The following is a 25,584-nucleotide window of genomic DNA, read 5'->3' on the forward strand; positions in this document are numbered from 1 at the left end:
AACTCTCCACATCCTACAGAGGAGCACCATGGAATACACGAAACTCGGCACAACCGGCCTCGACGTGTCCCCGATCGCGATCGGCGCGATGACCTACGGCGAGCCCGACCGCGGCCACCCCGTCTGGTCCAAGGGCGAAGACGAGGCCCGCCCGTTGATCAAGCACGCCCTCGACGCGGGGATCAACTTCTTCGACACCGCGAACATGTACTCGAACGGCTCGAGCGAGGAGATCCTCGGCCGCGCGCTCAAGGACTACGCCAACCGCGACGACGTCGTCATCGCGACGAAGCTTCGCCACCCGATGCGTCCCGGCCCGAACGGGAAGGGGCTGTCGCGGAAGGCGATCATGACCGAGGTCGATCACTCGCTTGAACGCCTCGGCACTGACTACATCGACCTGTACCAGGTGCACCGCAACGATCACGCCACCCCGCTCGAGGAGACCCTCGAAGCGCTCAGTGACCTGGTGAAGGCCGGGAAGGTGCGCTACCTCGGTGCGTCGTCGATGTTCGCGTGGGAGTTCGCGAAGGCCCTCCACATGCAGAAGACCAACGGCTGGGCTCGGTTCGTCTCCATGCAGGACCACTACAACCTCCTCGCCCGTGAGGAGGAGCGCGAGATGATCCCGCTCGCCCTCGACGAGGGTGTGGGCACCATCATCTGGAGCCCCCTCGCTCGCGGCCGTCTCGCCCGAGCGTGGGACAAAGCCCGCTCGACGGCTCGCTCCGATTCGGACGGCGACTACGCCGACCTGCTCTACTCGCCGGCGGAGGAGGAGTCGAACCACCAGATCATCGACGCTGTCGGGCAGGTTGCCGAGCGCCACGGTGTCAGCCGCGCTTCGATCGCCCTCGCCTGGCTGCACCGCCAGCCAGTCGTCACCGCCCCGCTCGTCGGCGCCGGCTCCACACAGCAGATCGACGACGCCATCGCGTCGCTCGACGTGCAGCTCACCGACGAAGATCTGACCGCGCTGACGGCCCCGTACACGCCCCGCTATGACTGGCAGGGCGTCTCGGACGAGGCCACGATGAACGCCATCCGTGCCCGCGTCCCCGGTATGGCTCTGAAGTGATGCCGATCATCCGCTCCGGCGCGGCTCTCCGCGCCGGAGCGGTGCTCCTCCTCGCCGGCCCGCTCGTCTCCTGGCTGGCAGAGTTCATCACCGCTGCCGCCTGGCAGCACCCGCACTACGCGCCCCTCTACAACTGGGTCAGCCACCTCGGCCTCACCGGCCCCCGCCAGGTCGCTTTCGGGCAGGTCGGCAACTCACCGCTCGGCGCCGTCATGGACGCCGGTTGGGTCCTCTACGGCGTGAGCCTGATCGTCGGCACCCTTCTCACCTTCGACGTTCGCCGCGGCGGACGAGCCGCCGTGATCGTCGTGGTCGGGATCATCGCCGGCATCGGCGTGTCCCTCGTCGGGATGTTCCAGGGCTCCAACGCGAACGTCGCCAGCGGACTGATCAACTTCCACCAGTTCGGTGCGCAGGGCGTCATCATCGCCGGCAACATCATGGCGATCCTCGTCGGCGCTGCCGCCTCCCGCATTGGCCTGCCCCGGGCCCGCGGCACGCTCAGCGTCCTCCTCGGCATCTTCGGCTTGGCGATGTTCGTCGTGTTCATGGCCGACGTGTTCACCGGGTGGGCGTTCAACATCGGCATGTTCGAGCGCGGGGCGATCTACCCGATCATGGTCGGCCACGTCCTCCTCGGCTCCGGCATCTTCGCCGCCCACTTCTCTCCTGCCCGCACGACCAGAAAGACAGCGTGACCGTCATGGCACAAGTACTCGTCACCGGCGGCTCCGGCTTCATCGGCAGCTGGTGCGTCCTCCAGCTGCTCGAGGCCGGGCACACCGTCCGCACCACCGTCCGCACCCTCACAAGAGAGCCCGCGCTCCGCGAGCAACTGCACGCCGCCACCAGTTTCACTGACGACCGTCTCGAGGTCGTCGCGGCAGATCTACAGAGCGACCTCGGCTGGACGAACGCCGTTGCCGGGTGTGACTTCGTCCTCCACGTCGCCTCCCCAACACTCCGAAACGCCGGCGCGACCGAGGAGGAGATGGTCGCCGCAGCACGCGACGGCGTCCTCCGAGTACTCCGGGCATCCCGTGACGCCGGCGTGAGGCGTGTTGTCCTGACCAGCGCGTTCGGCGCCATCGGCTACGGGCACCCCCGCCGCGCTGCGCCGTACACCGAGGAGGACTGGACGAACGTCGACGCAAACATCGCCCCGTACCAGAAGTCGAAGACTCTCTCCGAGCAGGCGGCGTGGCAGTTCATCGAGGAAGAGGGCGGCACCCTCGAACTCGCAGCCGTGCACCCGGTGGCCGTCATCGGCCCGGTCCTCGGACCCGACGACCCGCCCTCGCTCCGGATCATCCGCAACATGCTCAACGGGGATGTCCCCGCATGCCCGCCGTTCGGGTCGAGCTGGGTCGACGTCCGCGACGTCGCAGACCTGCACCTCCAAGCGATGACCGACCCTGCCGCCGCCGGCCAACGGTGGCTCGCCTCAGCAGGCAAGAGTCTCCGCATCATCGAGGTAGCTCGCATTCTTCATCAGCAGCTCGGCGACCGCGCCGCGGAAGCACCCACCCGCGAGCTGCCGCTGCTCATCGCCCGCGCTCTCAGCCTCGTCAACCCGCAGATGAAAGCGCTACGCCCACAGCTTGGCCGCGACTTCGACGCCACCAGCGCCAAAGCGGAACGACTCCTCGGCTGGCGAGCCCGCCCCATCGAAGACACCATCCGCGACACCGCCGAGAGCCTCCTCGCCCACGGCGTCATCGACTAGCGCTCAACCAGTCCACGTCCCCTCGCGCATCGGCCGTTGGGGAGACGGCGACAAGATGTCTGATCAAAGCGACCGACATGCGCGCCGACAGCGCGTCTGGAGGACCGGGGCAGGCGACAAGTAGTGCGTCCGTCGACAGCATGGGTGCGCGAGGCCTCGCCAACGTCGCATCGACTAGCGGGCGATCGTGAGGGCCCCGTTGTCCTCGCGGATGCGGCCGTCCTTCGGGACCCACACGCGCAGGCCGTCGAGCCTGCCCGTGGTGAAGGACGAGGCGTCGTCCTGCAGCAGGTTGGTCACGGCCTCCGGTGCGGGGAGCCGCTGGTCGCGTCCGACGACGATGGCGACGTAGGGGCCGCGGTCGAGTCGGTTGGTGCCGTGGTCGCCGACGTACGGCTGGAAGAGCGTGGGAGTCGCCGACACGAACAGGATCCGACCGTCGGGCACATCGTGTTCCTCGAGGTACCCGGGCAACAGCGCGATCCCGGTCGGGTGCGCCCGCGCGACGGCCTGGCTCACCCGGAACGAGGGGACGACGAGCGTCGCGACGAGGACCAGCACGACCGGGACGGTCAGGGCCCTCGGGGGGACGGTGGCGAGTCGCGCGAAGCCGATGGCGGCGAGGACCAGCAGGAACGGCATCCACGCGGTGTAGTAGGTCGGCAGCGCGATCTTGGCCACGACGACGTAGAACCCGACGAGCAGCACCAGGGATGCGCCGACGTACGCGACCAGGCGGTCCGCCCGCACCACCAGGGCAGCGAGCACACCGATCGCGAGGACGACGAGCATCCCCTTGCCGGTGCCGTCGAGCAAGAACCGGAAGCTCGCCCACCACGGTGCGAACGTGTAGATCTGCCCGTCGATCGTGATCGGGTGCCCGTTGGTGTTCTGCCCCTCCTGGAACGCGACCATGTACTGGATCGCCGAACGGATGCCCATCGGGACGTACAGGGCGACGAACGTCACCGTGAAGGCGGCGACCCACAGCGCGCCGCCGACGAGGCCCTTCCGCCAGGCCTTGAACAGGACCGGGAGCAGCAGGAACGCCGGGAGCAGCACGATGGTCGACAGCTTGGACGTGACCGAGGCGGCCATGAGCACGCCGGACACGGGAGCGAGCCACCAGGCCCGCTCGCTGCGGATCCACCACCACGCGGCGACGATCGCGAACACGGCGAAGGCCGTCATCACCGGGTCGAGCAGGGCGAGCCGGTCGACGCGGGCACCCGCACCACCACGCGGAGTCAGCCACCACAGCGACGCCGCCAGCAGGGCACCCCAGTACCCGATCTCGCGACGCAGCCACAGGTACAGGACCACGCCGACCGCGAAGGTGAGCACGCCGACGAGGACCCGCGGGCCGATCGCACCCTGCCCGGTGAGGAGCTGCACGAATCCGAACAGGTACTTGGCCGTCGGCGGGTGTTCGCGGTTCGCGGTGAAGTCGCCGTGGACGTACTGCCACCCGCTCTGCAGGTAGATGTTCTCGTCGCCGGTGATGTTCGAGCCGGCCAGGTTCCAGAAGCACTGGTAGAGCGCCGCGATCACGACGAGGGAGGCGATCGTCAGGCGGAGGCGGAGGTCGCCGGCGAACCCGGACACTCGTGATGGCACCAGACGAACCTACTGGCCCTTCGAGCGTCTTCGGCATCGACGTGTTAGGTTGTGCGCAACCTAATGGAGCGCAACGTGAAACTCACCAGCTGGATCGACCTCGTCACCGGCGGCCTGCTCGCCGGGCACGGCATCGCCACGGTTCGCCGCACCCCGCTGCGCGCTCGAGCCCAGCAGATGCAGCGACGTGGATTCAAGCCGGGCGTCCCACACGCGCTCGGCATCCCTGGCCTGGAAGTCCTGTCCGGGCTCGGACTCGCCAGCGCAGCGGTCCGCCGTGCATCCGGGAGCGACCTGGTCGGCACCGGCTCCGCCGTCGCGGCGACGGCCCTCGGTGGGACCCGGCTCGTGATCGACCGCGAAGACGGCTCGGTGACGAGCACGACCGGCGGTGCTGCCGCACTCACACTCGCCGGCGTGCTGCGACTGCTCACCTCCACCCGCGGCCGTCCGGTCGCGCGGATCCTCACGCTCGGTTCCGCCGCTGCCGCGATCACGTTCGAGGCCGCACGCCGACGCCGAGTCCTCTGCAGCCGCTGACCTCGGCTCCCCCACTCCACCGAACCCCACCACGACCGTGAAAGGCACCACCCCGATGGCAACCCGCACCCCCGCAGTCCGCTCCACCCGCCCCCGGACCATCGTCCGCATCCTGTTCGGCGCGATGCTCACCTGGGCCGGCATCAGCCACCTGACGGTGGCCCGCGAGGAGTTCCAGGCGCAGGTGCCGAAGTTCGTGCCGCTGCCGACCGACGTCACGGTGATCGCCTCCGGTGTGGTGGAGATCTCCCTCGGGGCTGCGCTGATGCTCCTGGCTCGGCGTCAGGTGACGGTCGGGTGGGTCGTCGCGGTGTTCTTCCTGGCGGTCTTCCCCGGCAACATCGCGCAGTGGATGCACCACCGCGACGGGTTCGGTCTGGACACCGACACCAAGCGCTTCGTCCGCCTGCTGTTCCAGCCCGTGCTCATCGCCGTCTCGCTGTGGGCGACGAACGCGCTGCGCAAGCGCCGCTGAACCGGTCTGCGCGAGCGCCACTGACCGACGCTGCACTCGCGCGACCGTGACCATGGGGCAGAATCGGCCCCATGAGCGGGGACGACATGGACCAGCCGCGCGTGGTCGCGGTGAGCAAGGACGGCGAGCACCGGTTCAGCAAGCCGTTGGTCGACGCGGTGACGCTCGTGGCGGGGTGGGGCATCGAGGGTGATGCCCACGCCGGCACGACCGTGCAGCACCGCTCCCGGGTCGCCCGTGACCCCTCCCAGCCGAACCTGCGCCAGGTCCACCTGCTGCACGCCGAGCTGTTCGACGAGGTCGCCGAAGCCGGGTTCAGCGTCGAACCGGGACAGATGGGCGAGAACGTCACGACCAGTGGCATCGACCTGCTCGGGCTGCCCGAGGGTGCAGTGCTGCACCTCGGCGACGACGCCTCCGTGCAGGTCACGGGCCTGCGGAACCCGTGCCAGCAGATCAACGGCTTCGAGCCGGGGCTCCTCCGTGCCGTGTTGGGGCGCGCCGAGGACGGCACGGTCGAGCGCAAGGGCGGGGTGATGAGCGTCGTGCTCACCGGTGGCACGGTCCGGCCGGGCGATCGCATCCGGGTCGAGCTCCCCGACGGTGAACGACGACCCCTCCAGCCCGTCTGATGACGCAGCGCGTGCGACGCGTCCTGGTACTCGGCGGAACCGGTTGGCTCGGGCGAACGATCGTCGACGAGCTGTTGGCCGCGGGTGCCGACGTCACCTGCCTCGCCCGGGGCACGACCGGCAACGTTCCGGAGGGAGCGCGTTTCGTCCAGGCGGATCGAGCCCTGGCCGGCGCCTACGAACAGGCCACCGGGAACTGGGACGAGGTCATCGAGCTCGCCAGCGCCCCCGAACTCGTCGCCCCGGCGCTCGACGCCCTCGCCGACCGAGCCGCGCACTGGACCCTGGTGTCCACGGTCTCGGTGTACGCGGACAACGACGAACCGGGCGCCGACGAGTCCGCCCGGCTGGTGGAGCCGAAGGACCCGTCCGAGTACGCCGACGCGAAGGTCCTCGCCGAGCGCATGACGCGGCTCCGGCTCGGGTCACGGCTGCTCATCGCACGCCCGGGGCTGATCGTCGGCCCTGGTGACCCGAGTGACCGGTTCGGGTACTGGCCGGCACGCTTCGACCGTGGTGGGCCGGTGCTGGTGCCGACGCCGGCGGAGCGGTTCGTCCAGGTGATCGACGTCGCGGACCTCGCCGCCTGGCTCGTCCGGGCCGGGCGCGACGGGTTCGTCGGGACGGTCAACGCCGTGGGCGCTCCGGTGCCGATGCAGGACTTCTTCCGATGCGTGGCCGAGGTCACCGGGTTCGACGACGGGCTGGTCGCGGTCGACGACGACGTCCTGCTCGCGCACGACGTGGCCTACTGGGCCGGCCCCCGATCACTCCCCCTGTGGATCCCGGTGTCGGAGGGCGGGTTCGCGCAGCGCTCCACCGTGGCGTTCGCTGACGCCGGCGGGGTGACCCGATCCCTCCGGGACACCGTCGTTCGGGTGCTCGAGGACGAGCGTGTCCGCGGGACGGATCGGGAACGCCGTGCCGGCCTCACCTCGACCGAGGAACGGGCGATCCCCACCAGGTAGACGCGCGGTCCCCACGAGCGAGATCAGGACGCGGCGGCAGCCTGCTCGTACAGACTCGTCGCGAGGTCGTTGAGCACCCCGTGCAGTTCGCCCTTGTGCGCCCCGTCGACGGCCCGGAGCATCGCTGCGTACCGCTCCTGGTAGTCCGAAACGACGACATCGCCCGGAGGCAGCAACCGCAGCAGTGAGCCGCGACGATCGGCCGGGTTCGGTGCGCGTTCGAGCAGGCCGGCGGTGCTCATCCGGTCGATCATGTTCGTCACCGCGCCCGAGGTCAGCCCCAGGTACCCGGCGACCTCGGTCGGCGTGGAGTACCCGGTGTCACTGATGAGCACGAGCGCTCGCAACGCGTTCTCGTGCACGCCCGCACGAGCGCTCAGCTGACTCACCAGGCTCGCGTTCGCACGCACGACGGCGGTGAACGCGGCCATGAGATCGGCCGCGTCGTCGTTCCGTCCTGCTGCCACGAGGGCCTTCTTCCGTGTCGGGTACCGGGGGGACAAGAGGCGTCCCCCGCACTGGGGTGAGTATACGAGTGGTCAACTTGGTGAATCACTGACTATCTTAACCATTGAAGCAAAACAGCCCGAAGGTCTTGCTCCCCCCGACTTCCTGCAACCACCACCGAACGAAGAGGTACCCCGTGTCCACCAAGCTCCGCACCTCCGCACTGAAGCGGATCCGCTTCGCCCCCGTGGCGCTCCTCGCGGGTATCTTCGCCGCCGTCCTGCTCTCCCTCTCGCTCACCGGCACCCTCTCCGGGTTCGCCGCGAGCATCACCAACAGCAGCAACACCGCCGGCAGCGGCACGCTGATCATGCAGGAGCAGAACGCCGGCGCGACCGTCACCTGCCTCAGCACCGACGGCGGCTCGGTCTCGACGAACTCGGCGACCTGCTCGACGATCAACAAGTTCGGCGGCAGCACGACGATGACCCCGGGCAACACGGTCAACACCGCGATCTCGATCAAGAACACCGGCACCGCGAACGCCAGCACCTTCACGCTGAACCCGGGCGCGACGTGCACCCAGTCGGCGAACGGCTCGGCCAACGGCACTGCGACCGACCTCTGCGCCAAGATGAACCTCGTCGTCACCTCCGGCTCGACCACGGTGTTCAGCGGCACCCTCGCCAGCTTCAAGGGTGCGGCGGCGTCGGCCTTCACGATGCCGCAGGCCCCGGCCGCCGGCGCGAGCGTCCCGTTCAACTTCGCGGTGACCCTGGACTCCTCGGCCGGCAACACCTACCAGGGCCTCGCCGCCTCGGTCCCGATGACCTGGACCTTCACGGCCTGATCCAGCCTGATCCGGCCTGATCCGGCCTGATCCGCCCCCCATCCCCCTCCCCCAGACCGGCGACGCTCGGCCGACCCCCCTCCGGTCGAGCGTCGCCACCCGCAACAGAACCCGCCCCACCCCGACCTCCCGGAGCAGCGCCCATGAGCCAGACCGCAGCGATCCCGCTCAGCGGCATGCTCGACCGCCCGGTCCTCCGCGGCCGTCAGGTCACCCGCTCCGAGACGGTCCTCGCCTGGTCAGTCGCCGCGATCGCCGCACTGCTCCTCACCGCCGCCGTCCTGTTCCTCTCCGCCGGCGGCCGCTGGTTCGTCGTCGAGACCCCCTCGATGGGCGAAGCCGCCCCCGTCGGCACCCTCGTGCTCGACCTGCCGGTGGACGTCGCCACGCTCAGCGTCGGCGACATCGTCTCGTTCGAGACCTCCGCCAACCCGGACGTCGTCTACACCCACCGCATCATCTCGATCGACGCGGACGGCGGGCTCCACACCCGCGGTGACGTCAACGGCGCGACCGACCCGTGGACGCTCACCCAGGCCGACGTCATCGGCACCCCCGCGCTCCTGGTCCCCCGCATCGGCTGGCTGCTCCGTGCCGCCCCGGTCCTGCTCATCGGCACGCTGATCATCCTGACCCTGACCAGCGCGTTCACCGACCGGGTGACCCGCACGTGCCTGCGGATCGCGGGCGGCGCCCTCACCGTCTCCTACGCGGCGTTCGTGTTCAAGCCGTTCGTCAACGTGACGACGATCACGAACACCTCGAGCCCGACCGGCGTCGAGGCCACCGTGATCTCGTCGGGGATCTTCCCGGTCCGCGTCGACGCCCACGGCGGCAACAGCGTCCACCTGGTCGACGGCGAGATGGGCAAGGTCGTCATCCACGAGCTGACGAAGAACGGGCACTACCAGCTCATGTCGAACATCGACCTCGACCCCCTGGGTTGGGTCGCCCTGTTCGCCGTGTGCCTCGCGCCGCTCGTGGCGTGCCTGGCGGTCGGCCGCGTCGAGGCGGTGCGTCCGTCGTGATCCTCCGTCGCCTGCGCGACGGTCGCGTCGTCGCTGTCCTGCTCGTGGTCGCGCTGGCCGTCGTCGTCCTGCTGAACCAGTTCGCCCCGACCCGCTCGGCCTACACCGCACGCGTGACCAACAGCGCGAACACGGCCGCGACCGCCCCGTACTTCACGTGCACGGGTGCCGTCGGCGCGGACACCGCGAACGCCCTGTTCGCCTACCGCCTGACCGAGGCCTCGGGTTCGCGGACGGCCACCGACTGGTCGGGCCGCGGCGCGAACGGCACCTACCAGGGCACCATGACCGCGACCACGCCGAGCCCGAACGCCTGCCCGCGTGACAGCGGGAGCGCCTACGCGCTCAACGGTTCGACGAGCTACGTCTCCACCCCGCGCTCGTACGCCAACCCCACGACCTTCAGCGAGGAGGTCTGGTTCCGCACCACGGTCGCCGGCGGCATGCTCATCGGTTTCGGCAGCAGCCAGACCGGCGCGTCGAGCCAGCACGACCGGAAGCTCTACCTGACCACGACCGGCCAGCTTGCGTTCGGCACGTACAACGGCGCCACGCAGGTCCTCACCTCGCCGAAGGCCTACACCGACGGCGCCTGGCACCACACGGTGGCGACGATGTCGCCCACCAACGGCATGCGCCTGTACGTCGACGGCACGCTCGTCGCGTCGAACGCGGCCTTCAAGAGCCCCGAGAACTTCACCGGGTACTTCCGCGTCGGCTACGACGTCGTCAGCGGGTGGCCGGGTGCCACGAACAACCCGTACTTCACCGGGTCGATGCGGTACGCCGCCGTCTACGGCACCGAGCTGACGGCCAGCCAGGTCGCCGCGCACGCGGCCGCCGGTTCCTGACGCACTGCCTGCCGGACTGGAGGCTCGTGGCCGTGCCCGCCACGAGCCTCCAGTCCGTCCCCTGGTCACGTCGAGAACGTGGGCCGGGTTCGCGGATCGGGCCCACCAACCCGCGGATTCGGGGCGACGAATCCCGCTGATCAGGCCTTTTCGTGCTCGGGACCGTGCCAGGATCGTCAGGTCCTGAGACGTCGGAGTCTCCATCCGACCGTCTCGAAAGGCGCCTCCCCCATGTCGTTCTGGGCCCTCTTCCTCATCGCGCTCGGCGTCTCCGCGGACGCCTTCGCCGTCGCCCTCGGCAAGGGCCTGCACATGAAGCGCTTCGACGTGCGGCACGCGATCGTGATCGCGCTGACGTTCGGGGTGTTCCAGGCGCTGATGCCTTTGCTCGGCTGGCTGCTCGGGTCGGCGTTCGCGCAGTACATCGCGGCCTTCGACCACTGGGTCGCGTTCGGGCTGCTCGCGCTGATCGGCGGGAAGATGCTGTGGGAGGCGTTCTCGAAGCACGAGGACACCGAGCAGGACACCGATCGGCTGCCGGTCCGGGAACTCCTCGTGCTGGCGGTCGCGACCAGCATCGACGCCCTGGCGGTGGGCGTCACCCTGGCGTTCCTGCCCGTCTCGATCGGCGGCGCGGTGCTGCTCATCGGCATCACCACCGCGGTGCTGTCGTTCGTCGGGGTCCTGGTCGGTCGCCGTGTCGGTGCCCGCTTCGGCAAGCCGGCGGAGATCGCGGGTGGTGTCGTCCTGATCCTGATCGGTCTGAACATCGTGCTGGAGCACACCGGCGTCATCGGCTGAGGCCACGGTCCGGAACCAGCCCCAGACAGACCGGAGGCCCGTGGCGAGCTGCCACGGGCCTCCGGTCTGGTGCTGGTGGGTGTCAGTAGCTGCCCATGCTGCCCGCCGGAGCGTTCGCGACGACAGCGATCACGAAGATGATCCAGATGATGCCGAAGACGAGCGACAGGGCGCTGATGATGACGCCGGCGAGGGCCAGGCCGCGGCCGCGCTCCCCGGTCTTCTTGATCTGCGAGAGCGCGATGATCGACACCACGAGGCCTGCGATGTTCACCACGAAGGCCAGGACGAACCCGACGATCGCCATGACGTTGAAGCGGTCCGACGACGGCTGCATCGGAGCGCCGTAGGGCTGCCCGCCGGCGGCGTAGGGGTTCGGGTTCTGCTGGTTGTACTGGGGCGTGCCGTCACTCATGGCGCCGCGTCCTCTCTGATCAGGGGGATGTCTACACAGGAAACGTACAGGACCAGCGGGCCGCGCGGGGCGGTGGGATCAGGCAGGACGGCACCCGTCAGATGTCGAGCACCCCGTCCACCGCGTCCGACCGGTCAGCGATGTGGCCGGTGGCGATCTCCTCCTCCAGGTGCACCGTGACGTAGGTCCAGTCCTCCACGTGCCCGGCGTCGTCGAACACCCGGTAGCGCCGACGGAGCCGCAGGTACGGCACGGCGCGGTGCTCGAACGACACCACGAGCTCGGTCGCCGGCCACTCCCCCTCGACGGTGACCTCGACCGCCCGGTAGTCACTCGCCGACCGGCGGGGCTCCGGGTGGTCGCGGGTCCACAGGATGCCGGGCTGGTCGAGGGCCTCGAACACGTCCACGAGGTCCGCGACCGCGCGCTCCCGTGCGGCAGCATCCAGGTCGTGCAGCGGCCAGTGCGCGCCCTCGACGTCGGTCAGGTCGAAGCGCTCCGTCCACGGTGCGAGGGCTGCTTCCAGACGTTCCTGTTCGTCCTCCCACGACGTCTCGTCCTCGTCGCTCGCGGGGCGGGACGGCAGGTCATCGGTGGTGACGGCGCTGGGTAGGCCGGCAGCGACGTCGAGGTCGACCTCCCGAGCGTCGTAGTGGTAGGTCAACCCGCCCGTCGGATCGGGCGTGCGCCGGGGTCCGGTGGGCATGTACCGGATGGTGAGGACTGAGCCGGTACGGCGGACGTCCTCGACCAGGTGGTCGACGGCGATCGTCGTCCGGCTGCCGTCGGTCCGGACGAGCACCAGTTCAGTCGACGGGGTCGGCAGGGGCGGAGCGGGTTCCGCCTGCGGTTCAGGCGGCGGGACGAAGCCGCCCTCGACGCCGCCGAAGCTGACGCTCCAGTACCGGGGCCCATCGTCGTCATCGTCGTCCAGCAGCTCGGGCTCGTCGTCCTCCGCCTCCTCGCCGGCAGCCAGCGCCGCCGCCCACTCCTCCGGTGACGGCCAGAACGGCTCCGACGGCGCCCAGGGCAGGGTCTCCGGGTCGACGCCGTCGAGCGGGTCGTCCGTGTCCTCGTCGTCCTCGACCGCCTCGTCGTCCTCCGGATCCTCGAGGCCCTCGTCCTCGGAGTCCTCGTCCTCGTCCTCGTCCTCGTCCTCACCCATCCACATCGACGCGTCACGCGGGTCGCCGATCCACAACCCCTCGACGTCCGCCCCGAGCACGCGTCGATCACCGAGGTCGACGGTGCACGTCACCCCGGTCGGCGTGACGTGCACGGCGGTCCGAGACATCTCGTCGAGGTCGTCGCCCACCTCCTCGCGCGATCCGTAGACGACCCACGCGCCCCCGTCGGTCGCGAGGACCCCGACCTCGTCGACCGCACCGTCCGGCAACGGGGCGTCCGGCCACGTCACCCACCGCACGTCGTCGCCCGTGACGACCGCCGCGACCGGTCGCGTGGCGTCCGGCACGATCGTCGCGTCACCGACGCCGACGGCGTCGATCGGCTCGAGGAAGCTGCTCATGCAGCGACCGTACCGCGGCCCTGTGGCCGGCCCGTGAACAGCCGGGAGGCCCGTGGCGGGCCCGCACCGCGCCTCCCGTCCGCTCGTTGCCGGTCCACCTGCCGGACCCGCCGCAGCGGTCGGGCGCATGATGGGCGGATGGCACGCATCCTCGTCACCGGATCCACCGACGGCCTCGGGCGGGGAACCGCCGACTCGCTGCTCCGCAGCGGGCACGACGTCGTCGTCCACGCGCGCAACCGGGCCCGCGCCGAGGCGGTCGCCGACCTGGTGGAGCGCGGCGCCGAACTCGTCGTCGCCGACCTGGCGGACCGTGACGCCGTGATCGCCACCGCCCGGGAACTCGACGCCTGCACCCCGCTCGACGCCGTCGTGCACAACGCCGGCGTGATCTCGGGCCGTTCCCTGGTGCCCGTCAACGTCGTGGCGCCCTACCTGTTCACCGCGTTGCTGCGCTCGCCGGAGCGGCACGTGTACCTGAGCAGCGGGATGCACCGGGGTGGCCGCCCGCGCCTGGACACCGTCGACTGGACCGGCGCGTCGGAGACGAACTCGTACTCCGACACGAAGCTGTTCGTGACGGCGCTCGCCGCCGAGGTGCCGCTCCGACGCCCGGGCGTGCTGAGCAACGCCGTCGACCCGGGCTGGGTGGCGACCAAGATGGGCGGGGCCGGCGCTCCGGACGACTTCGAGCTCGGACACCGCACGCAGGAGACGCTCGCGACCGACCCGGACCAAACCGTGACGGGCGGTTACTGGTTCCACGGAGAGCGGCAGGAGCCGCATCCTGCGGTCGCCGACCAGCGGTTCCGCACCGAACTGCTCGACGCGCTCGCCGAGGCCACCGGCATCACGCTCTGAGTCGCTGACGGAACCGCCGCGACCGGTCGGGTGCTCCTGCGAAGGCGTTCGTCGCGCCCGGACGAGGATGGCGTCGACACGACGAACGGAGGACCCGGTGACCCTCGGCCTGCACAACGGATCGAGCGGGTGGCAGCGCGTGCGACGGCACGGCCTGCTCCTCGCGAACGTCGCTGTCTTCGTCGTGTGCTTCGTCGGCATGGTGTTCGCCGGGTGGCGGGTGTCCGCGGCGGACGCGCTGCAGCACGGCGAGGCGGCCGTGTCGCTCTGGGGCTTCCTGACGAGCGGTGACTTCGCCGAGGCGACCTTCGAGAACTGGGAGAGCGAGTTCCTGCAGATGGGCGCGTACATCGTGTTCACGGTGTTCCTGTTCCAGAAGGGGTCGAGCGAGTCCGAGCCCCTGGACGAACAGAGCCCGCAGGACGAGGACCCCCGCGAGCACGCCGACGACCCGAAGGCCCCGTGGCCCGTGCGCCGGGGCGGGATCGTGCTCGTGCTGTACGAGAACTCCCTGCTGATCCTGTTCGCGGTGCTGTTCCTCGGCAGTGTCGTCGGGCACGTGATCGGAGGCGCTGCGGCCTACAACGAGGAGCAGCTCGAGCACGGCGACAGCGTGGTCTCGGCGTGGGGCTACCTGGGCACGAGCCAGTTCTGGTTCGAGTCGATGCAGAACTGGCAGTCGGAGTTCCTGGTCATCTCGGTGATGGTGATCGCCACCGTGTCCCTGCGGCAACGAGGGTCGAGCCAGTCGAAGCCCGTGGCCGCACCGACGGAGCAGACCGGGGCCTGAGCCGACCCGGCTGACGATGATCGCGGGGTTTCCCCACCGCCCACGGGGGGGCAGCACCGGTGTGCGGGCGGACCCCCGCGGCGAGGCTGGTGTCGGGCAATAAGCTCGTCACCGACACGAAGAGGTCCGCATGTACACCGCCGTCGCCACCCCGGGCGCACCCACCACCGTCCCCCGGTTCCGACCGTTCCGAGCCGTCGCCGACGGCAGCACCTGGCGGGCCTTCGCGTTCCACGCCGCGCACCTGCCGATCGCGATCGCCGCGCTGGCCTGGTTCGTCGTGGTGCTGGCCGTCGGCATCCCGGTGTCGCTGACCTGGGTCGGCCTGGTCGTCGCCGCGTTCCTGCTCGGTGGGTCGCACTGGTTCGCCGCGGTCACCCGCCGGATGTCCGCCGCGCTGCTCGGGCAGGTCGTCGTCGCCCCGGCACCGCCCCGTGCAGGTTCGACGCCGCTCGGCACCGCGTTCGCCCGGCTGTCGGACGGCCCCACCTGGCGGGCGTTCGCGTACCTGCTCGCGGGGTTCGTGCTGACCACCACCACGTTCGCCGTCTCGACCGCTGTGCTCGTCAGTGGTCTGGGCGCGATGACCCACGCGGCGTGGGGGCACTTCCTGCCGGCGCAGCGGGGCGCGGACGGCGAGCTCCACAGCGGTGCGCAGTTCCTCGGCGTGTACGTCGACACCCCGTCGCTGCAGGTCGCGTTCGCGGTGCTGGGCCTGCTCATCGTGCTGTTCCTCTGGCCCGCGGTGAACCACGGGCTCGCGGCACTGCAGCGTGTGGTCATCCGCGCCCTGCTCGGTGCCACCGCCCGCGACCTGCGGCTCCGCCAGGTCACGGCCTCGCGCGACGCCGCCGTGCTCGACGCCGACACCACCTTGCGCCGCATCGAGCGGGAGCTGCACGACGGCACCCAGGCCCGGCTCGTCGGCCTGGCGATGACCCTCGGCGACGCCCGCGACCGCCTGCAGACCGGCGCCGACCCGGACGCGGTCACCGCACTGGTCGACCGGGCGCACGCGTCGACCAAGGAGGCCCTGGTCGAGCTCCGCGCCCTGGCCCGCGGCATCCACCCGCCCGTCCTCGACGAGGGGCTCGAGGCCGCGCTGACCTCGGCGTGCTCCCGGACCCCGTTCCCCGTCGCGCTGTCGGTGGACCTGCCTGTCCGGCCGTCCCGCGTCGTCGAGGGCATCGCGTACTTCGGGGTGCTCGAGCTGCTGACGAACGTGTCGAAGCACGCCGGAGCCTCGGCCACCGCCGTCCGGGTCGGCATGCTCGGCACCGACCTGCTCGTCGAGGTCGAGGACGACGGCCACGGCGGGGCACACGTCGCGCTCGGCACCCCCGACGGTCACGGCACCGGCCTGGCCGGGGTGCTCGAACGGCTGCGCGCCGTCGACGGCGACCTGCAGGTGGACAGCCCCGCCGGCGGCCCGACCCGCATCCGGATGCGCATGCCGAGCGGAGCCGAACGGTGAGGATCGTCGTCGCCGACGACAACACGATCGTGCGCGAGGGGCTGACGTCCCTGCTGCGCGGTCGCGGGCACGAGGTCGTGCCGGTGTCGGACGGCGACGCCGCGGTGGCCGCCGTCGCGCACGGCGCGGTCGACGTCGTGGTGATGGACATCCGGATGCCGCCGACCCACACCGACGAGGGCGTCCGCGCGGCCATGCGGGTGAAGGACGTCCGGCCCGACGTCGGGGTGCTCCTGTTCTCGCAGTACGCCGAGGCGCAGTGGGCGCGGGCGCTGCTCGACGTCGCCACCGTCGGCGTCGGGTACCTGCTGAAGGACCAGGTCGCCGAGGTCGGCACCTTCATCGACTCGCTGCACCAGGTCGCAGCGGGCAACGTGGTGCTCGACCCCGAGGTGGCGGCCGCACTGGTCCAGGCGCCGCGTGCCACGAGCGGTCCGCTCGACTCGCTGACCGCCCGCGAGACCGACGTGCTGCGTCTGATGGCCGAGGGGCGGTCGAACGCCGCCATCGCGGACACCCTGTTCCTGTCCGGCGGGACCGTCGAGAAGCACGTCACCGCCGTCTTCACCAAGCTCGGGCTCGAGGCGACGCCGAACGAGAACCGGCGGGTGCTCGCGGTCCTGCGGTTCCTGGCGGACTGAGCGGGGCCCTGGACGGGCGACGGACCGGACGGGAGGCCCGTGGCGGGCCCGCCACGGGCCTCCCGTCCGGTCCGCACCACGCTGGTGCGGTAGGTTCCTGCCGAACGCAGTCCGCACGTGAGAGGGGGCGCCCGATGGCGCAGGGGCACCGCTCTCCGCCCACGATGAGCGACGTCGCCGCCGTGGCGGGTGTCTCGAAGAAGACCGTCTCGAACGTGCTGTCCGGCTACGAACACGTCTCCGTCCGCACCCGTGACCGCGTGATGGCCGCCGTCGACGAGCTCGGCTACGAGCTCAACGTCTCGGCCCGGAACTTCCGCGCCGGACGCTCCAAGGTGCTCGGCCTCGCGGTGCCGGAACTGCGGCAGGCGTACTTCGCCGAACTCGCCGACGCCGTCATCCGCGCTGCCGGAGCCGTGGGCTACACGGTGCTCATCGAGCAGACCGCGAGCGGCGTGCGCGAGGCGGACGCGATCACCCGGATGCGCGAGCACTCGATCGACGGCATCATCTACAGCCCGCTGACCGTCCGGCCGAGCGACGCCGCCGCACTCGAGGTGAAGTTCCCCCTCGTCGTGCTCGGTGAGCCGATCCCGGACGCCCCCGTGCCGTTCATCGCCATGTCGAACGCCGACGCGCTGCGGGACGCGACCGCGCACCTGCTCGACGCCGGCCGCCGGTCGATCGCGTTCATCGGCTCCGACCCGTCCGGCCCCGTGCGCACGGCGCAGGAGCGACTGCGGGGCTACCGCGAGGCGCTCGACGACCACGGCCTGCCGTTCGCGCCCGAGCGGGTGGTGCCGACCGCGCTGTGGCACCGGGCCGAGGGTGCGGCGGCCGCGCGCCAGCTCCTCGATGCCGGCCTGCCGGTCGACGGGATCGTCTGCTGCAACGACGCGCTCGCGCTCGGGGCGATGAGTGCCCTGCAGCTCGCGGGCCGGACCGTGCCGGACGACGTCGCGGTCGTCGGGTTCGACGACATCGAGGAGTCGGCGTACTCGACCCCGGCGCTGACCACGGTGTCGGCCGACCTGGACCGCGTCGCGGCGACGGCGGTCGGGGTGCTCGTCGCCCAGCTCGAGGAGGGCGCCCCGGCGACGCCGGGGGTGCTGCGCTCCCCGCACGCACTCGTCGTCCGGGCGTCGTCCGGACCGTTGCGTCCGTTTGCTGCCTGACCCGTTGACCACGGGTGCTCCCCGACCCCTTGACCGGGCGGTCGAGCACCGGCTACTGTCCACATTTACACCGGTGTAAATCCGGGATGGACGAGGTCCGCACACCGACGTGCCGGACGGATGGCAGGTTTTCGATGAAGAAGCACATCGCGGTCGTCGCGCTCGCAGCAGCGGCGTCGCTCTCCCTCGCCGGGTGCGCCGGCTCCCCCGGGTCGTCGGGTGACGGCGGCCACGTCGACCTGACGTTCTGGCACGGCTACACCGAGGCCGACGGCAAGGTCCTGGACGGCATCGTCAAGGACTTCAACGCCTCGCAGGACAAGGTCACCATCACGACCCAGACGAAGACCTGGGCCGTGATCGACGACACGATGCTCCCCGCCCTGTCCGCGAAGAAGGGCCCGGACCTCGTCGCGATGACCTCCGACCGGCTGCCGGTCTACGCGCAGAAGAAGGCGCTGGTCGACCTCAGCGACTTCTACGCCGACGACGCCAACAACACCGCGGACCTGAAGGAACAGGCCGTCGCGATGGAACGGGTCGACGGCAAGGAGTACGGGGTGCCGAGCGGGTTCGTCCCGCTCTCCGTGATCTACAACAAGAAGCTGTTCGCAGCTGCCGGCATCGACTCCTTCCCGACCACCTGGGACGAGTGGGTCGCCGACGCGAAGAAGCTCACGAAGGACGAGAACGGCGACGGCACCCCCGAGCAGTACGGGCTCGTGCTGCCGGACCACCAGACCGTCGGCAACGGCATCTGGCCGAGCCTGTTCGCCGGCAACGGCGGATCGATCACGAACGAGGCCGGCACGAAGTCCACCATCGACTCCGCCGCGAACGCCGAGACGCTCGAGTACTGGGCGAAGGCGGTGCACGACGACAAGATCTCGCCGACCGGTGTCGACGGCATCGCCGCGGACAAGCTCTTCACGGCCGGCAAGACCGCCATGGAGATCGGCGGCCCCTGGATGGCCGGCGTCGCCGAGGCGTCGGACATCGACTACGGCATCGCCGCGATCCCGGCGGGCCCCGAAGCACAGGTGGCCTCGGCCATCGGCATCTCGCTCGGTGTGACGGCCCAGACCGACGACGCGAAGCAGGCCGCGGCCGAGCGGTTCCTGCGCTACTTCAACGAGCAGTCCGTCGCGACGAAGTGGGCCCTCGGGTCCGGCTGGCCGCCGCTCCGCACCGACGTCACCGCCGCCGACGTCGACGAGAACCCGACCGTCGCGACGCTCACGGGGCTGCCGGGCACCACGGTCCCGCTCCTGCCCGGCGTGGTCGACAGCGCCGACGTGCTCACCGCCGTGGACACCGCGACCCAGAAGGCGATGGCGGGCGGGGACCCCGGATCGCTCCTCGCCACCGCCGACGCCGACGTGCAGTCGGCCCTGAAGTAGCAGCAGCGGCCCTCGGAGGACCCTCGTGACCACGCAGCAACTCGGCCGACGCCGTCGGTACCGACCACCGGGCCAGCTCGGCGGACGATCGCCCCTCAACGGCACGTTCCGCCGCCGCGCCACCATCGTCGGGTTCCTCGCACCCGCGATCGTCATCCTCGGGGCGTTCGTGCTCTGGCCGATGCTCTCGGCGCTCCAGCTGTCGTTCACCGACGCCAGCGGGTTCGGCGACCCGTCGTTCATCGGGTTCGCGAACTACGTCCGGGTCTTCACCGACCCCGACGTCCTGCGGTCCATCGGCAACACCGCGCTGTACTCGGTGCTCTTCACCCCCGTCGCGATCGTCGTCGCCCTGGTGCTCGCCCTCGTGCTGAACCACCCGGCCCTGCCGTTCCGCGGGTTCTTCCGGTCGGCGTTGTTCCTGCCGTTCATCGTGTCCCTGGCCGTCGCCGCGTTCGCGTGGTCGTACCTGCTCGACCCGCAGATCGGCCTGCTGAACCACTGGCTGCAGCTCGTCGGCATCCGGCTCGGCAACGTGCTGCAGGACCCGACGCTCGCGATGCCCACCGTGGTGCTCGTGGCCGTGTGGAAGAACTTCGGCTTCTACATGGTGATCTTCCTGGCCGGGCTGCAGGAGATCCCCACGAGCCTGTACGAGGCCGCGCAGCTCGACGGGGCCAACGGCCGCCAGCGGTTCGCGAACGTCACCTTCCCGATGCTGAGCAACACGATGGCGTTCGTCGTGATCGTCGCCCTCATCGCCGCGCTGCAGGCGTTCGACCAGATCTACGTCCTGACCGGCGGTGGTCCGTACCGGTCGACCGAGACGATCGTCATGCAGATCTACCAGTCCGGCTTCAAGGACCTCGACCTCGGGTTCGCGAGCGCCCTGGCGTACGTGCTCCTCCTCGCGACCCTGCTGCTCAGCCTCGTGCAGTTCCTGTTCTTCGGGAAGCGCGGAGGGGACACCGCATCATGACCGCGCTCCCCCGTCCCGCGACCGCCGTGCGCCGTCGCACCGTGGCCCGTCGACAGCCGTCGATGCGGTGGCTCGGCTTCGCAGCCGTGGCCGTCGTGACCCTGGCGGTGCTGCTCCCCGTGCTCGTGATCGTGTTCACCGCGTTCAAGCCGGCGAGCGAGGTCAACGCCTACCCGCCGACGCTGTTCCCGCACACCTGGACGCTCGACAACTTCCGGGCGATCTTCACGCAGCTGCCGTTCGGGCGGCTCATCCTGAACAGCTTCGCCTTCGCCGGCGGTGTGACGGTGTTCGCGCTGGCGTTCGACGCGCTCGCCGCCTACGCCCTGGCACGGCTCGACTTCCGGGGCAGCAAGGTGCTGCTCATCGTGATCGTCGCCAGCCTGATGATCCCGTTCCAGGCGACGCTCATCCCGATCTACCAACTGGTGTCCGACCTCGGGTGGGTGAACACGTTCGCGGGGCTGATCGCGCCGCGGGCGGCCGACGCCTTCGGGATCTTCTTCCTGCGCCAGTTCTTCGTGTCGCTCCCCCGCGACCTGGACAACGCGGCGCGGATCGACGGGGCCTCGGAGTGGCGGATCTTCCGGAGCGTCGTCCTGCCGAACGCCGTCCCCGCCCTGCTCACCCTCGGCATCTTCACCTTCGTCAACAACTGGAACGACCTGCTCTGGCCGCTGGTGTTCACCACCGACCAGGACATGGGGACCATCACGTCCGGCCTCACCCTGCTGACCGGACCCGGCGGGATCATCCCGCAGGGCGTGATGATGGCGGGCGCCCTGATCGCCGTGCTGCCCCTCGCCGTCATGTTCCTGCTCGTGCAGCGCCGCTTCATCGAGAGCGTCGCCAGCACCGGGCTCAAGTGACGACGACACCGCACGAGCCCGGAGCGGCCGTGCCCACCACGAAACGAGACACCATGCACTGGTCCGACGACGGCAGGCTGCACTTCGCCCTGGGCATCGAGGACACCTTCGTCCCGCAGGCCCGACCGGGTGAACGGCCCATCGACGAGTACGAGCTGACCGACCACTACCGGCAGTACGCCGCTGACCTCGGGCTGGCGGTCGACGTCGGCGCCGAGCTCCTGCGCTGGGGCGTCCCCTGGTACCGGGTCGCCCCCGAGCCGGGCGTCTGGGACTGGTCGTGGGTGGACGGCGTCATGGCGCGGTTCCGCGAGACCGGCCTGCGCCCCGTCGTCGACCTGCTGCACTACGGCACACCGCTCTGGCTCGACGGGCAGTTCGCCCACCCCGACTACCCGGCACACGTCACCGAGTACGCCGCCCGGTTCGCGGCGCGGTACGGCGACGTCGCCACCGACTACACGCCGGTCAACGAGCCCGTCATCCACGCCCTGTTCTCGGGTGAGTACGGGTACTGGCCCCCGTACCTGACCGGCGCGGAGGGGTCGGCCCGGATCGCGTCCGCCCTGGCCAAGGGGTTCGTCTCGACGCAGCACGCGATCACCCGCGAGCTCGGAGACGCCGCCACCTTCGTGCACGTGGACGCCGGCATCCGGTACGTGGGCGACGTCGACGCCCCGGAACACCGCGACACGGTCGCGCGCCTGCGCGCCCAGACGTTCCTGGTCGAGGACCTGGTCACCGGTGGCGTCGACGACGCGCACCCCCTGGTCGGTCGACTCCGGTCCGGGGGCGTCACCGACGCCGACCTCGACTGGTTCCGGCAGCACGCCGTCCGGCCCGACGTGATGGGCGTCAACTACTACCCGCTGCACTCCACCGAGGTGTTCGAGGCGGGGGTGCACCACGGCGGCGGGTTCGCCGACCCGCGGCCCTACGAGGACACCGGCGTCGAGGGGCTCCGCGACGTGCTCACCACCTACGCCGAGCGCTACGGCGCCCCGGTCATGCTCACGGAGACGTGCGTCACGGGTTCGGTCGAGGAGCGCATCGGCTGGCTGGACGCGTCGGTCACGGCCGTGCGGGAGCTCCGCGACGAGGGGGTGCCGGTCGTCGGCTACACCTGGTGGCCGCTGTTCGACATGTACGAGTGGACCTGGCGGCACACGGACGCCCCACGCCAGGAGCACCTGCTCACGATGGGCCTCTTCGACCTCGTCGAGGACGGCGCCGGCGGCCTCGACCGTCGCCGCAACCCGGTCGCCGACGCGTTCGCTGCGCACACGCGAGAGGAACGGGCCGTGGCAGCGGCCCTGTCGGCGACCACCTGAGGGTCTGGAGGCGCGGGTCGGGTCGGTCCCGCGCCTCCAGTCCGTCTCCGCCCACCACCACTGCACCACCAACCGAACGGAGCACCATGTCCCTCCGCCTCGGCGCCGCTCCGGCGCCTCGTCGACGCCGAACGCTCGCGCTCGTCGTCACCGCTGCCGCCGCGGCGGCAGCCCTTGTCGCCGGCGTCGCCGGCCCCCTCCCCGCACAGGCGGTCACGACCGGCAACGGAGCCCTCGTGTACTCGCCGGCAGCGGGTTCCTCGTTCAACCCCGAGGGCGGCCGCGCTGCCGGCACCACCTACGCGAAGAACATCGTCCTGAAGAACAGCGGATCGGCCAACGGCCAGCAGTTCGTCACCTTCGACCAGCTCGTGCTCGAGAACGGCGTGCAGGTCTACCCGATCTACCGGAGCACGGACAACGGCACCTCGTGGAGCCGCGTCGCCACGGTCAAGCCGAGCACCCAGTTCCCGACGCTCACCCGCACCGCGCAGCCCTCGCTGTACGAGACCCCGGTCCAGCTCGGCACGATGCCGGCCGGCACGCTGCTGCTGAGCGGCATGATCATGCCCACCGACCGCTCGAGCAGCCGACTGGTCATGTACAAGAGCCTCGACCACGGGCTGACCTGGTCCTTCGTGAGCACCGTCGACACCGGCGGTCCGGCCACCTACGACCCGAGCCCGAGCTCGACGACCTCGACGGTGTGGGAGCCGTCCGTCGCCGTCGACGCGAACGGCGGGCTGGTCACCTACTTCTCGGACGAGCGGCAGAAGGCGAACAACGTCCTGCAGGCCGTCAGCTACCGGCGCTCCACGGACGGCGGCCTGACCTGGGGTCCCCTGGTCAACGTGTCCGCACCGACCAACAAGAGCGACCGTCCGGGCATGATCACGGTGACGAGGATCCCGAACGGCAACTACGTGGCGACGTTCGAGGTCGTGAACCGGCCGAGCCAGACGAACAACACGGCGCCGGTGTACTTCAAGACCTCACCGGACGGTCTGAACTGGAGCCCCGAGACGAGCATCGGCACCAAGATCGCGTTGCCGGACGGCCGTGGGGTCGGGTCGTCGCCCGAGGTGCGCTGGGTGCCGACCGCCGGCAACGCCAACGGCATGATCGTCGTCTCGTCCAAGTGGTCCCTCGACAGCGCGGGCAACATCGACGGTGGCCAGAACTTCGTCGTCAACCGCAACCAGGGCACGGGTTCGTGGGAGCAGCTGCCGTACGCGGTGACGTACGACGCGCGGGACGCCGAGGGCGGGACGTTCAGCGGCTTCGCCCAGGGCTTCGACTCGAGCGCCGACGGCAAGACGCTGTACCAGGCGACGAACGTCGAGAACCTCACCACCACGTACAACGACGTGCGGGTCGGGTCGATCCCGATCAACGCGCAGCGGTACGAGGCCGAGTCCGCGGTCCGGAACGACACGAGCACGGTCACGCAGGCCGACGCGGTCGGCGGCGCGAAGGTCGGCAACATCAACAACGCGACGAGTTCCGTGCAGTTCACCGTGCAGGCCGCGACCGCGGGGACGTACACGGTGAACGTCCGGTACGACAACGGCACGGGTGCGACGAGCACGCACGCGCTCGCGGTCAACGGGACCTCGGCCGGTTCGGTCAGCTACGCGCCGACCGTCAACTGGGGCCGGTTCGGATGGGCGCAGAAGACGGTCACGCTGAAGGCCGGCGCGAACACGCTCACCTTCACCAAGGGGACCGGGTTCGCCGAGCTGGACCAGATCCAGGTGTTCCAGCCCTGACGCCGCACCCGCGGCCCTGGTCGTGACCAGGATGCGGACGGGAGGCCCGTGGCGGACCCGCCACGGGCCTCCAGTCCGTCCTGGTGCCGCGTCTCAGGCCGCGACCGGCTCCGCAGGTCGGTCACGCAGTGCCGGGCAGTGCTCGGCCGTGGGGTGCTCGGTGATCTCGATGACCTGGTCGAGCCGCCCCCGGACCACCTCGAGCTCGGCCAGCTGTGCAGTGATCCGGTCCCGCTCGGCGATGAGGAGCGCGAACGACTCCGGCGTCGACTCCCCGCGGTCGACGCAGGGCAGCAGCTGCACGATCGTGCGGCTCGCGAGCCCGGCGGCGAACAGCTGCTGCACGAGCTGGACCCGCTCGACGGCTGCGTCCGTGTAGATCCGCTGCCCGCTCGCGGTGCGCGACGCGGTGAGCAGCCCCTGCTCCTCGTAGTACCGCAGCGAGCGGACGCTGACGCCGGTCTCTGCTGCGAGGTCACCGATGCGCATGGTGCTCCGATCCGGGCTTGCCCCTGACATGGATGTGAGGTCTTAGCGTAGCCGAGCCGCTGCGGGAGACACCCGCGCGGCAGGAGGAGACACCATGGACATCGCTGGATCGGTCGCACTCGTCACCGGCTCGAACCGGGGCATCGGACGCCGCTTCGCCCTGGAGCTGCTGGAGCGCGGGGCGTCGAAGGTCTACGCGACCGCACGCCGCCCCGAACTCGTCGACGTCGAGGGCGTCGTCGCGCTGCCCCTCGACATCACCGACCAGGCCTCGGTCGACGCGGTGGCCGCCGCCGCGGGGGACGTGACGCTGCTCGTGAACAACGCCGGCATCTCGACGCAGGGCTCCCTGGTGACCGACGACCTGACCATCGTCCGGAAGGCCATGGACACGCACTTCTGGGGCAGCCTGTCGATGATCCGTGCCTTCGCACCGGTGATCGAGCGGAACGGCGGCGGCGCGATCGTCAACGTGCTGTCGGCCCTGTCGTGGTTCGCGGCGCCCGGCGCCGGTGGCTACGCCGCGGCGAAGGCGGCCGAGTGGAACATGACGAACGCCGTCCGCCTCGAGCTCGCCGACCGGGGCATCAGCGTGCAGGGACTCCACCTCGGTGCGGCCGACACCGACATGATGGGCGACTACGACGGCCCGAAGACGGACCCGACGGATGTGGCCCGAGCGGCACTCGACGGTGTGGAGCGTGGCGTGGCCGAGGTGCTCGTCGACGACTGGAGCCGGATGGTGAAGGCGTCGCTCGCCGATGCGCCCGAGCGCTTCTCCGCACAGATGGCCTGAGCGCCGCCCCTGACTGGGGGTGTGTCCCCGCAGCGCAGTCCTGGACCCGCTGCG

The 25,584-nt window shown here is 70.5% G+C and carries 27 protein-coding genes; 22 read left to right on the forward strand and 5 right to left on the reverse strand.

Annotated elements, in window-relative coordinates; all coding sequences use genetic code 11:
• Positions 1 to 28 precede the first annotated feature (28 nt).
• Genes HP445_RS13325 through HP445_RS13335 form a run of 3 tightly spaced genes read left to right on the forward strand, consistent with a single transcriptional unit; the run spans position 29 to position 2,804 of the window.
• Positions 29 to 1,078, forward strand: coding sequence for an aldo/keto reductase (locus HP445_RS13325; protein ID WP_128780347.1), 1,050 nt, complete (start codon positions 29 to 31; stop codon positions 1,076 to 1,078).
• Positions 1,078 to 1,776 (forward strand): DUF998 domain-containing protein, encoded by a 699-nt coding sequence (locus tag HP445_RS13330; RefSeq protein WP_206647600.1) that lies wholly within the window; start codon positions 1,078 to 1,080, stop codon positions 1,774 to 1,776. The genes HP445_RS13325 and HP445_RS13330 overlap by 1 nt, the downstream gene beginning before the upstream one ends.
• Before the next feature lie 5 nt (positions 1,777 to 1,781).
• Positions 1,782 to 2,804 carry an NAD-dependent epimerase/dehydratase family protein gene (locus tag HP445_RS13335; RefSeq protein WP_128780349.1) on the forward strand — a complete coding sequence of 341 codons (1,023 nt, stop codon included), beginning with the start codon at positions 1,782 to 1,784 and terminating at the stop codon, positions 2,802 to 2,804.
• Positions 2,805 to 2,978: 174 nt separating this feature from the next.
• Here HP445_RS13335 and HP445_RS13340 read toward each other — a convergent pair whose 3' ends face one another.
• Positions 2,979 to 4,421, reverse strand: a complete 1,443-nt coding sequence (locus HP445_RS13340) for an ArnT family glycosyltransferase (RefSeq protein ID WP_164941153.1) — start codon at positions 4,419 to 4,421, stop codon at positions 2,979 to 2,981.
• 75 nt (positions 4,422 to 4,496) lie between these two features.
• On the opposite strand from HP445_RS13340, the gene HP445_RS13345 reads away from it, so the two are divergent.
• From HP445_RS13345 to HP445_RS13360, 4 genes are all read left to right on the forward strand, one after another.
• Entirely contained in the window at positions 4,497 to 4,961 is a 465-nt protein-coding gene (locus tag HP445_RS13345) for a hypothetical protein (protein ID WP_128780351.1), read from the forward strand.
• Positions 4,962 to 5,016: 55 nt separating this feature from the next.
• Complete coding sequence (locus HP445_RS13350; RefSeq protein WP_027466888.1) at positions 5,017 to 5,436, forward strand: DoxX family protein; 420 nt, start codon at positions 5,017 to 5,019, stop codon at positions 5,434 to 5,436.
• Positions 5,437 to 5,507: 71 nt separating this feature from the next.
• Entirely contained in the window at positions 5,508 to 6,068 is a 561-nt protein-coding gene (locus tag HP445_RS13355) for an MOSC domain-containing protein (RefSeq protein WP_228516464.1), read from the forward strand.
• 11 nt (positions 6,069 to 6,079) lie between these two features.
• Positions 6,080 to 7,036 carry an NAD-dependent epimerase/dehydratase family protein gene (locus HP445_RS13360; protein ID WP_241660391.1) on the forward strand — a complete coding sequence of 319 codons (957 nt, stop codon included), beginning with the start codon at positions 6,080 to 6,082 and terminating at the stop codon, positions 7,034 to 7,036.
• A gap of 23 nt (positions 7,037 to 7,059) precedes the next feature.
• Here the strand turns inward: HP445_RS13360 and HP445_RS18980 are convergent, their stop codons facing one another.
• Positions 7,060 to 7,503 (reverse strand): MarR family winged helix-turn-helix transcriptional regulator, encoded by a 444-nt coding sequence (locus HP445_RS18980; protein WP_276340534.1) that lies wholly within the window; start codon positions 7,501 to 7,503, stop codon positions 7,060 to 7,062.
• Positions 7,504 to 7,679: 176 nt separating this feature from the next.
• Here HP445_RS18980 and HP445_RS13370 point away from each other — a divergent pair, with 176 nt between their 5' ends.
• The 4 genes from HP445_RS13370 (at position 7,680) to HP445_RS13385 (ending at position 11,013) form a co-directional block, all read left to right on the forward strand.
• Positions 7,680 to 8,333: a COG1361 family protein gene (locus HP445_RS13370; protein WP_027466885.1), complete on the forward strand. Its 654-nt coding sequence runs from the start codon at positions 7,680 to 7,682 to the stop codon at positions 8,331 to 8,333.
• Positions 8,334 to 8,476: 143 nt separating this feature from the next.
• On the forward strand, positions 8,477 to 9,361 hold the full coding sequence (locus HP445_RS13375; RefSeq protein ID WP_128780353.1) for a S26 family signal peptidase: 885 nt from the start codon (positions 8,477 to 8,479) through the stop codon (positions 9,359 to 9,361).
• Positions 9,358 to 10,212, forward strand: a complete 855-nt coding sequence (locus HP445_RS13380; RefSeq protein ID WP_128780354.1) for a LamG domain-containing protein — start codon at positions 9,358 to 9,360, stop codon at positions 10,210 to 10,212. Before HP445_RS13375 ends, HP445_RS13380 begins: the two co-directional genes overlap by 4 nt.
• A gap of 231 nt (positions 10,213 to 10,443) precedes the next feature.
• Positions 10,444 to 11,013, forward strand: a complete 570-nt coding sequence (locus HP445_RS13385; protein WP_128780355.1) for a manganese efflux pump MntP — start codon at positions 10,444 to 10,446, stop codon at positions 11,011 to 11,013.
• Positions 11,014 to 11,095: 82 nt separating this feature from the next.
• On the opposite strand, the gene HP445_RS13390 is transcribed toward HP445_RS13385, so the two are convergent.
• Both HP445_RS13390 and HP445_RS13395 read right to left on the reverse strand, forming a co-directional pair.
• A complete protein-coding gene (locus HP445_RS13390; protein ID WP_128780356.1) occupies positions 11,096 to 11,428 on the reverse strand; it encodes a DUF4190 domain-containing protein in 333 nt (110 codons plus the stop codon).
• Between the two features lie 97 nt (positions 11,429 to 11,525).
• Positions 11,526 to 12,956, reverse strand: coding sequence for a hypothetical protein (locus tag HP445_RS13395; RefSeq protein WP_128780357.1), 1,431 nt, complete (start codon positions 12,954 to 12,956; stop codon positions 11,526 to 11,528).
• A 138-nt stretch (positions 12,957 to 13,094) separates the two neighbouring features.
• On the opposite strand from HP445_RS13395, the gene HP445_RS13400 reads away from it, so the two are divergent.
• The 10 genes from HP445_RS13400 (at position 13,095) to HP445_RS13445 (ending at position 24,245) form a co-directional block, all read left to right on the forward strand.
• Positions 13,095 to 13,817, forward strand: a complete 723-nt coding sequence (locus HP445_RS13400) for an SDR family NAD(P)-dependent oxidoreductase (RefSeq protein ID WP_128780358.1) — start codon at positions 13,095 to 13,097, stop codon at positions 13,815 to 13,817.
• Positions 13,818 to 13,914: 97 nt separating this feature from the next.
• Complete coding sequence (locus tag HP445_RS13405; RefSeq protein WP_164941154.1) at positions 13,915 to 14,607, forward strand: DUF6766 family protein; 693 nt, start codon at positions 13,915 to 13,917, stop codon at positions 14,605 to 14,607.
• A gap of 130 nt (positions 14,608 to 14,737) precedes the next feature.
• Positions 14,738 to 16,081 (forward strand): sensor histidine kinase, encoded by a 1,344-nt coding sequence (locus HP445_RS13410; protein ID WP_128780359.1) that lies wholly within the window; start codon positions 14,738 to 14,740, stop codon positions 16,079 to 16,081.
• Positions 16,078 to 16,722, forward strand: a complete 645-nt coding sequence (locus tag HP445_RS13415) for a response regulator transcription factor (protein ID WP_071248572.1) — start codon at positions 16,078 to 16,080, stop codon at positions 16,720 to 16,722. Before HP445_RS13410 ends, HP445_RS13415 begins: the two co-directional genes overlap by 4 nt.
• 134 nt (positions 16,723 to 16,856) lie before the next feature.
• Complete coding sequence (locus HP445_RS13420; protein WP_241660392.1) at positions 16,857 to 17,897, forward strand: LacI family DNA-binding transcriptional regulator; 1,041 nt, start codon at positions 16,857 to 16,859, stop codon at positions 17,895 to 17,897.
• 134 nt (positions 17,898 to 18,031) lie between these two features.
• Entirely contained in the window at positions 18,032 to 19,297 is a 1,266-nt protein-coding gene (locus tag HP445_RS13425) for an ABC transporter substrate-binding protein (RefSeq protein WP_128780360.1), read from the forward strand.
• Positions 19,298 to 19,322: 25 nt separating this feature from the next.
• The gene (locus tag HP445_RS13430) at positions 19,323 to 20,276 is read left to right on the forward strand and encodes a carbohydrate ABC transporter permease (RefSeq protein ID WP_128780361.1); all 954 of its coding nucleotides are present in this window, start codon (positions 19,323 to 19,325) and stop codon (positions 20,274 to 20,276) included.
• Positions 20,273 to 21,145, forward strand: coding sequence for a carbohydrate ABC transporter permease (locus tag HP445_RS13435; RefSeq protein ID WP_111109524.1), 873 nt, complete (start codon positions 20,273 to 20,275; stop codon positions 21,143 to 21,145). Before HP445_RS13430 ends, HP445_RS13435 begins: the two co-directional genes overlap by 4 nt.
• 53 nt (positions 21,146 to 21,198) lie before the next feature.
• Positions 21,199 to 22,476, forward strand: a complete 1,278-nt coding sequence (locus HP445_RS13440; protein WP_071404105.1) for a family 1 glycosylhydrolase — start codon at positions 21,199 to 21,201, stop codon at positions 22,474 to 22,476.
• 86 nt (positions 22,477 to 22,562) lie between these two features.
• Positions 22,563 to 24,245, forward strand: coding sequence for a CBM35 domain-containing protein (locus tag HP445_RS13445; protein ID WP_128780362.1), 1,683 nt, complete (start codon positions 22,563 to 22,565; stop codon positions 24,243 to 24,245).
• Between the two features lie 93 nt (positions 24,246 to 24,338).
• Here HP445_RS13445 and HP445_RS13450 read toward each other — a convergent pair whose 3' ends face one another.
• The gene (locus HP445_RS13450) at positions 24,339 to 24,734 is read right to left on the reverse strand and encodes a MerR family transcriptional regulator (RefSeq protein ID WP_128780363.1); all 396 of its coding nucleotides are present in this window, start codon (positions 24,732 to 24,734) and stop codon (positions 24,339 to 24,341) included.
• Between the two features lie 94 nt (positions 24,735 to 24,828).
• Here HP445_RS13450 and HP445_RS13455 point away from each other — a divergent pair, with 94 nt between their 5' ends.
• Positions 24,829 to 25,530, forward strand: coding sequence for an SDR family oxidoreductase (locus HP445_RS13455; protein ID WP_128780364.1), 702 nt, complete (start codon positions 24,829 to 24,831; stop codon positions 25,528 to 25,530).
• The last annotated feature ends 54 nt before the right edge of the window (positions 25,531 to 25,584 follow it).

Origin of the sequence: Curtobacterium flaccumfaciens, assembly GCF_013359815.1 — a bacterium.
In the GTDB taxonomy this organism is placed as follows: Bacteria; Actinomycetota; Actinomycetes; order Actinomycetales; family Microbacteriaceae; genus Curtobacterium; species Curtobacterium flaccumfaciens.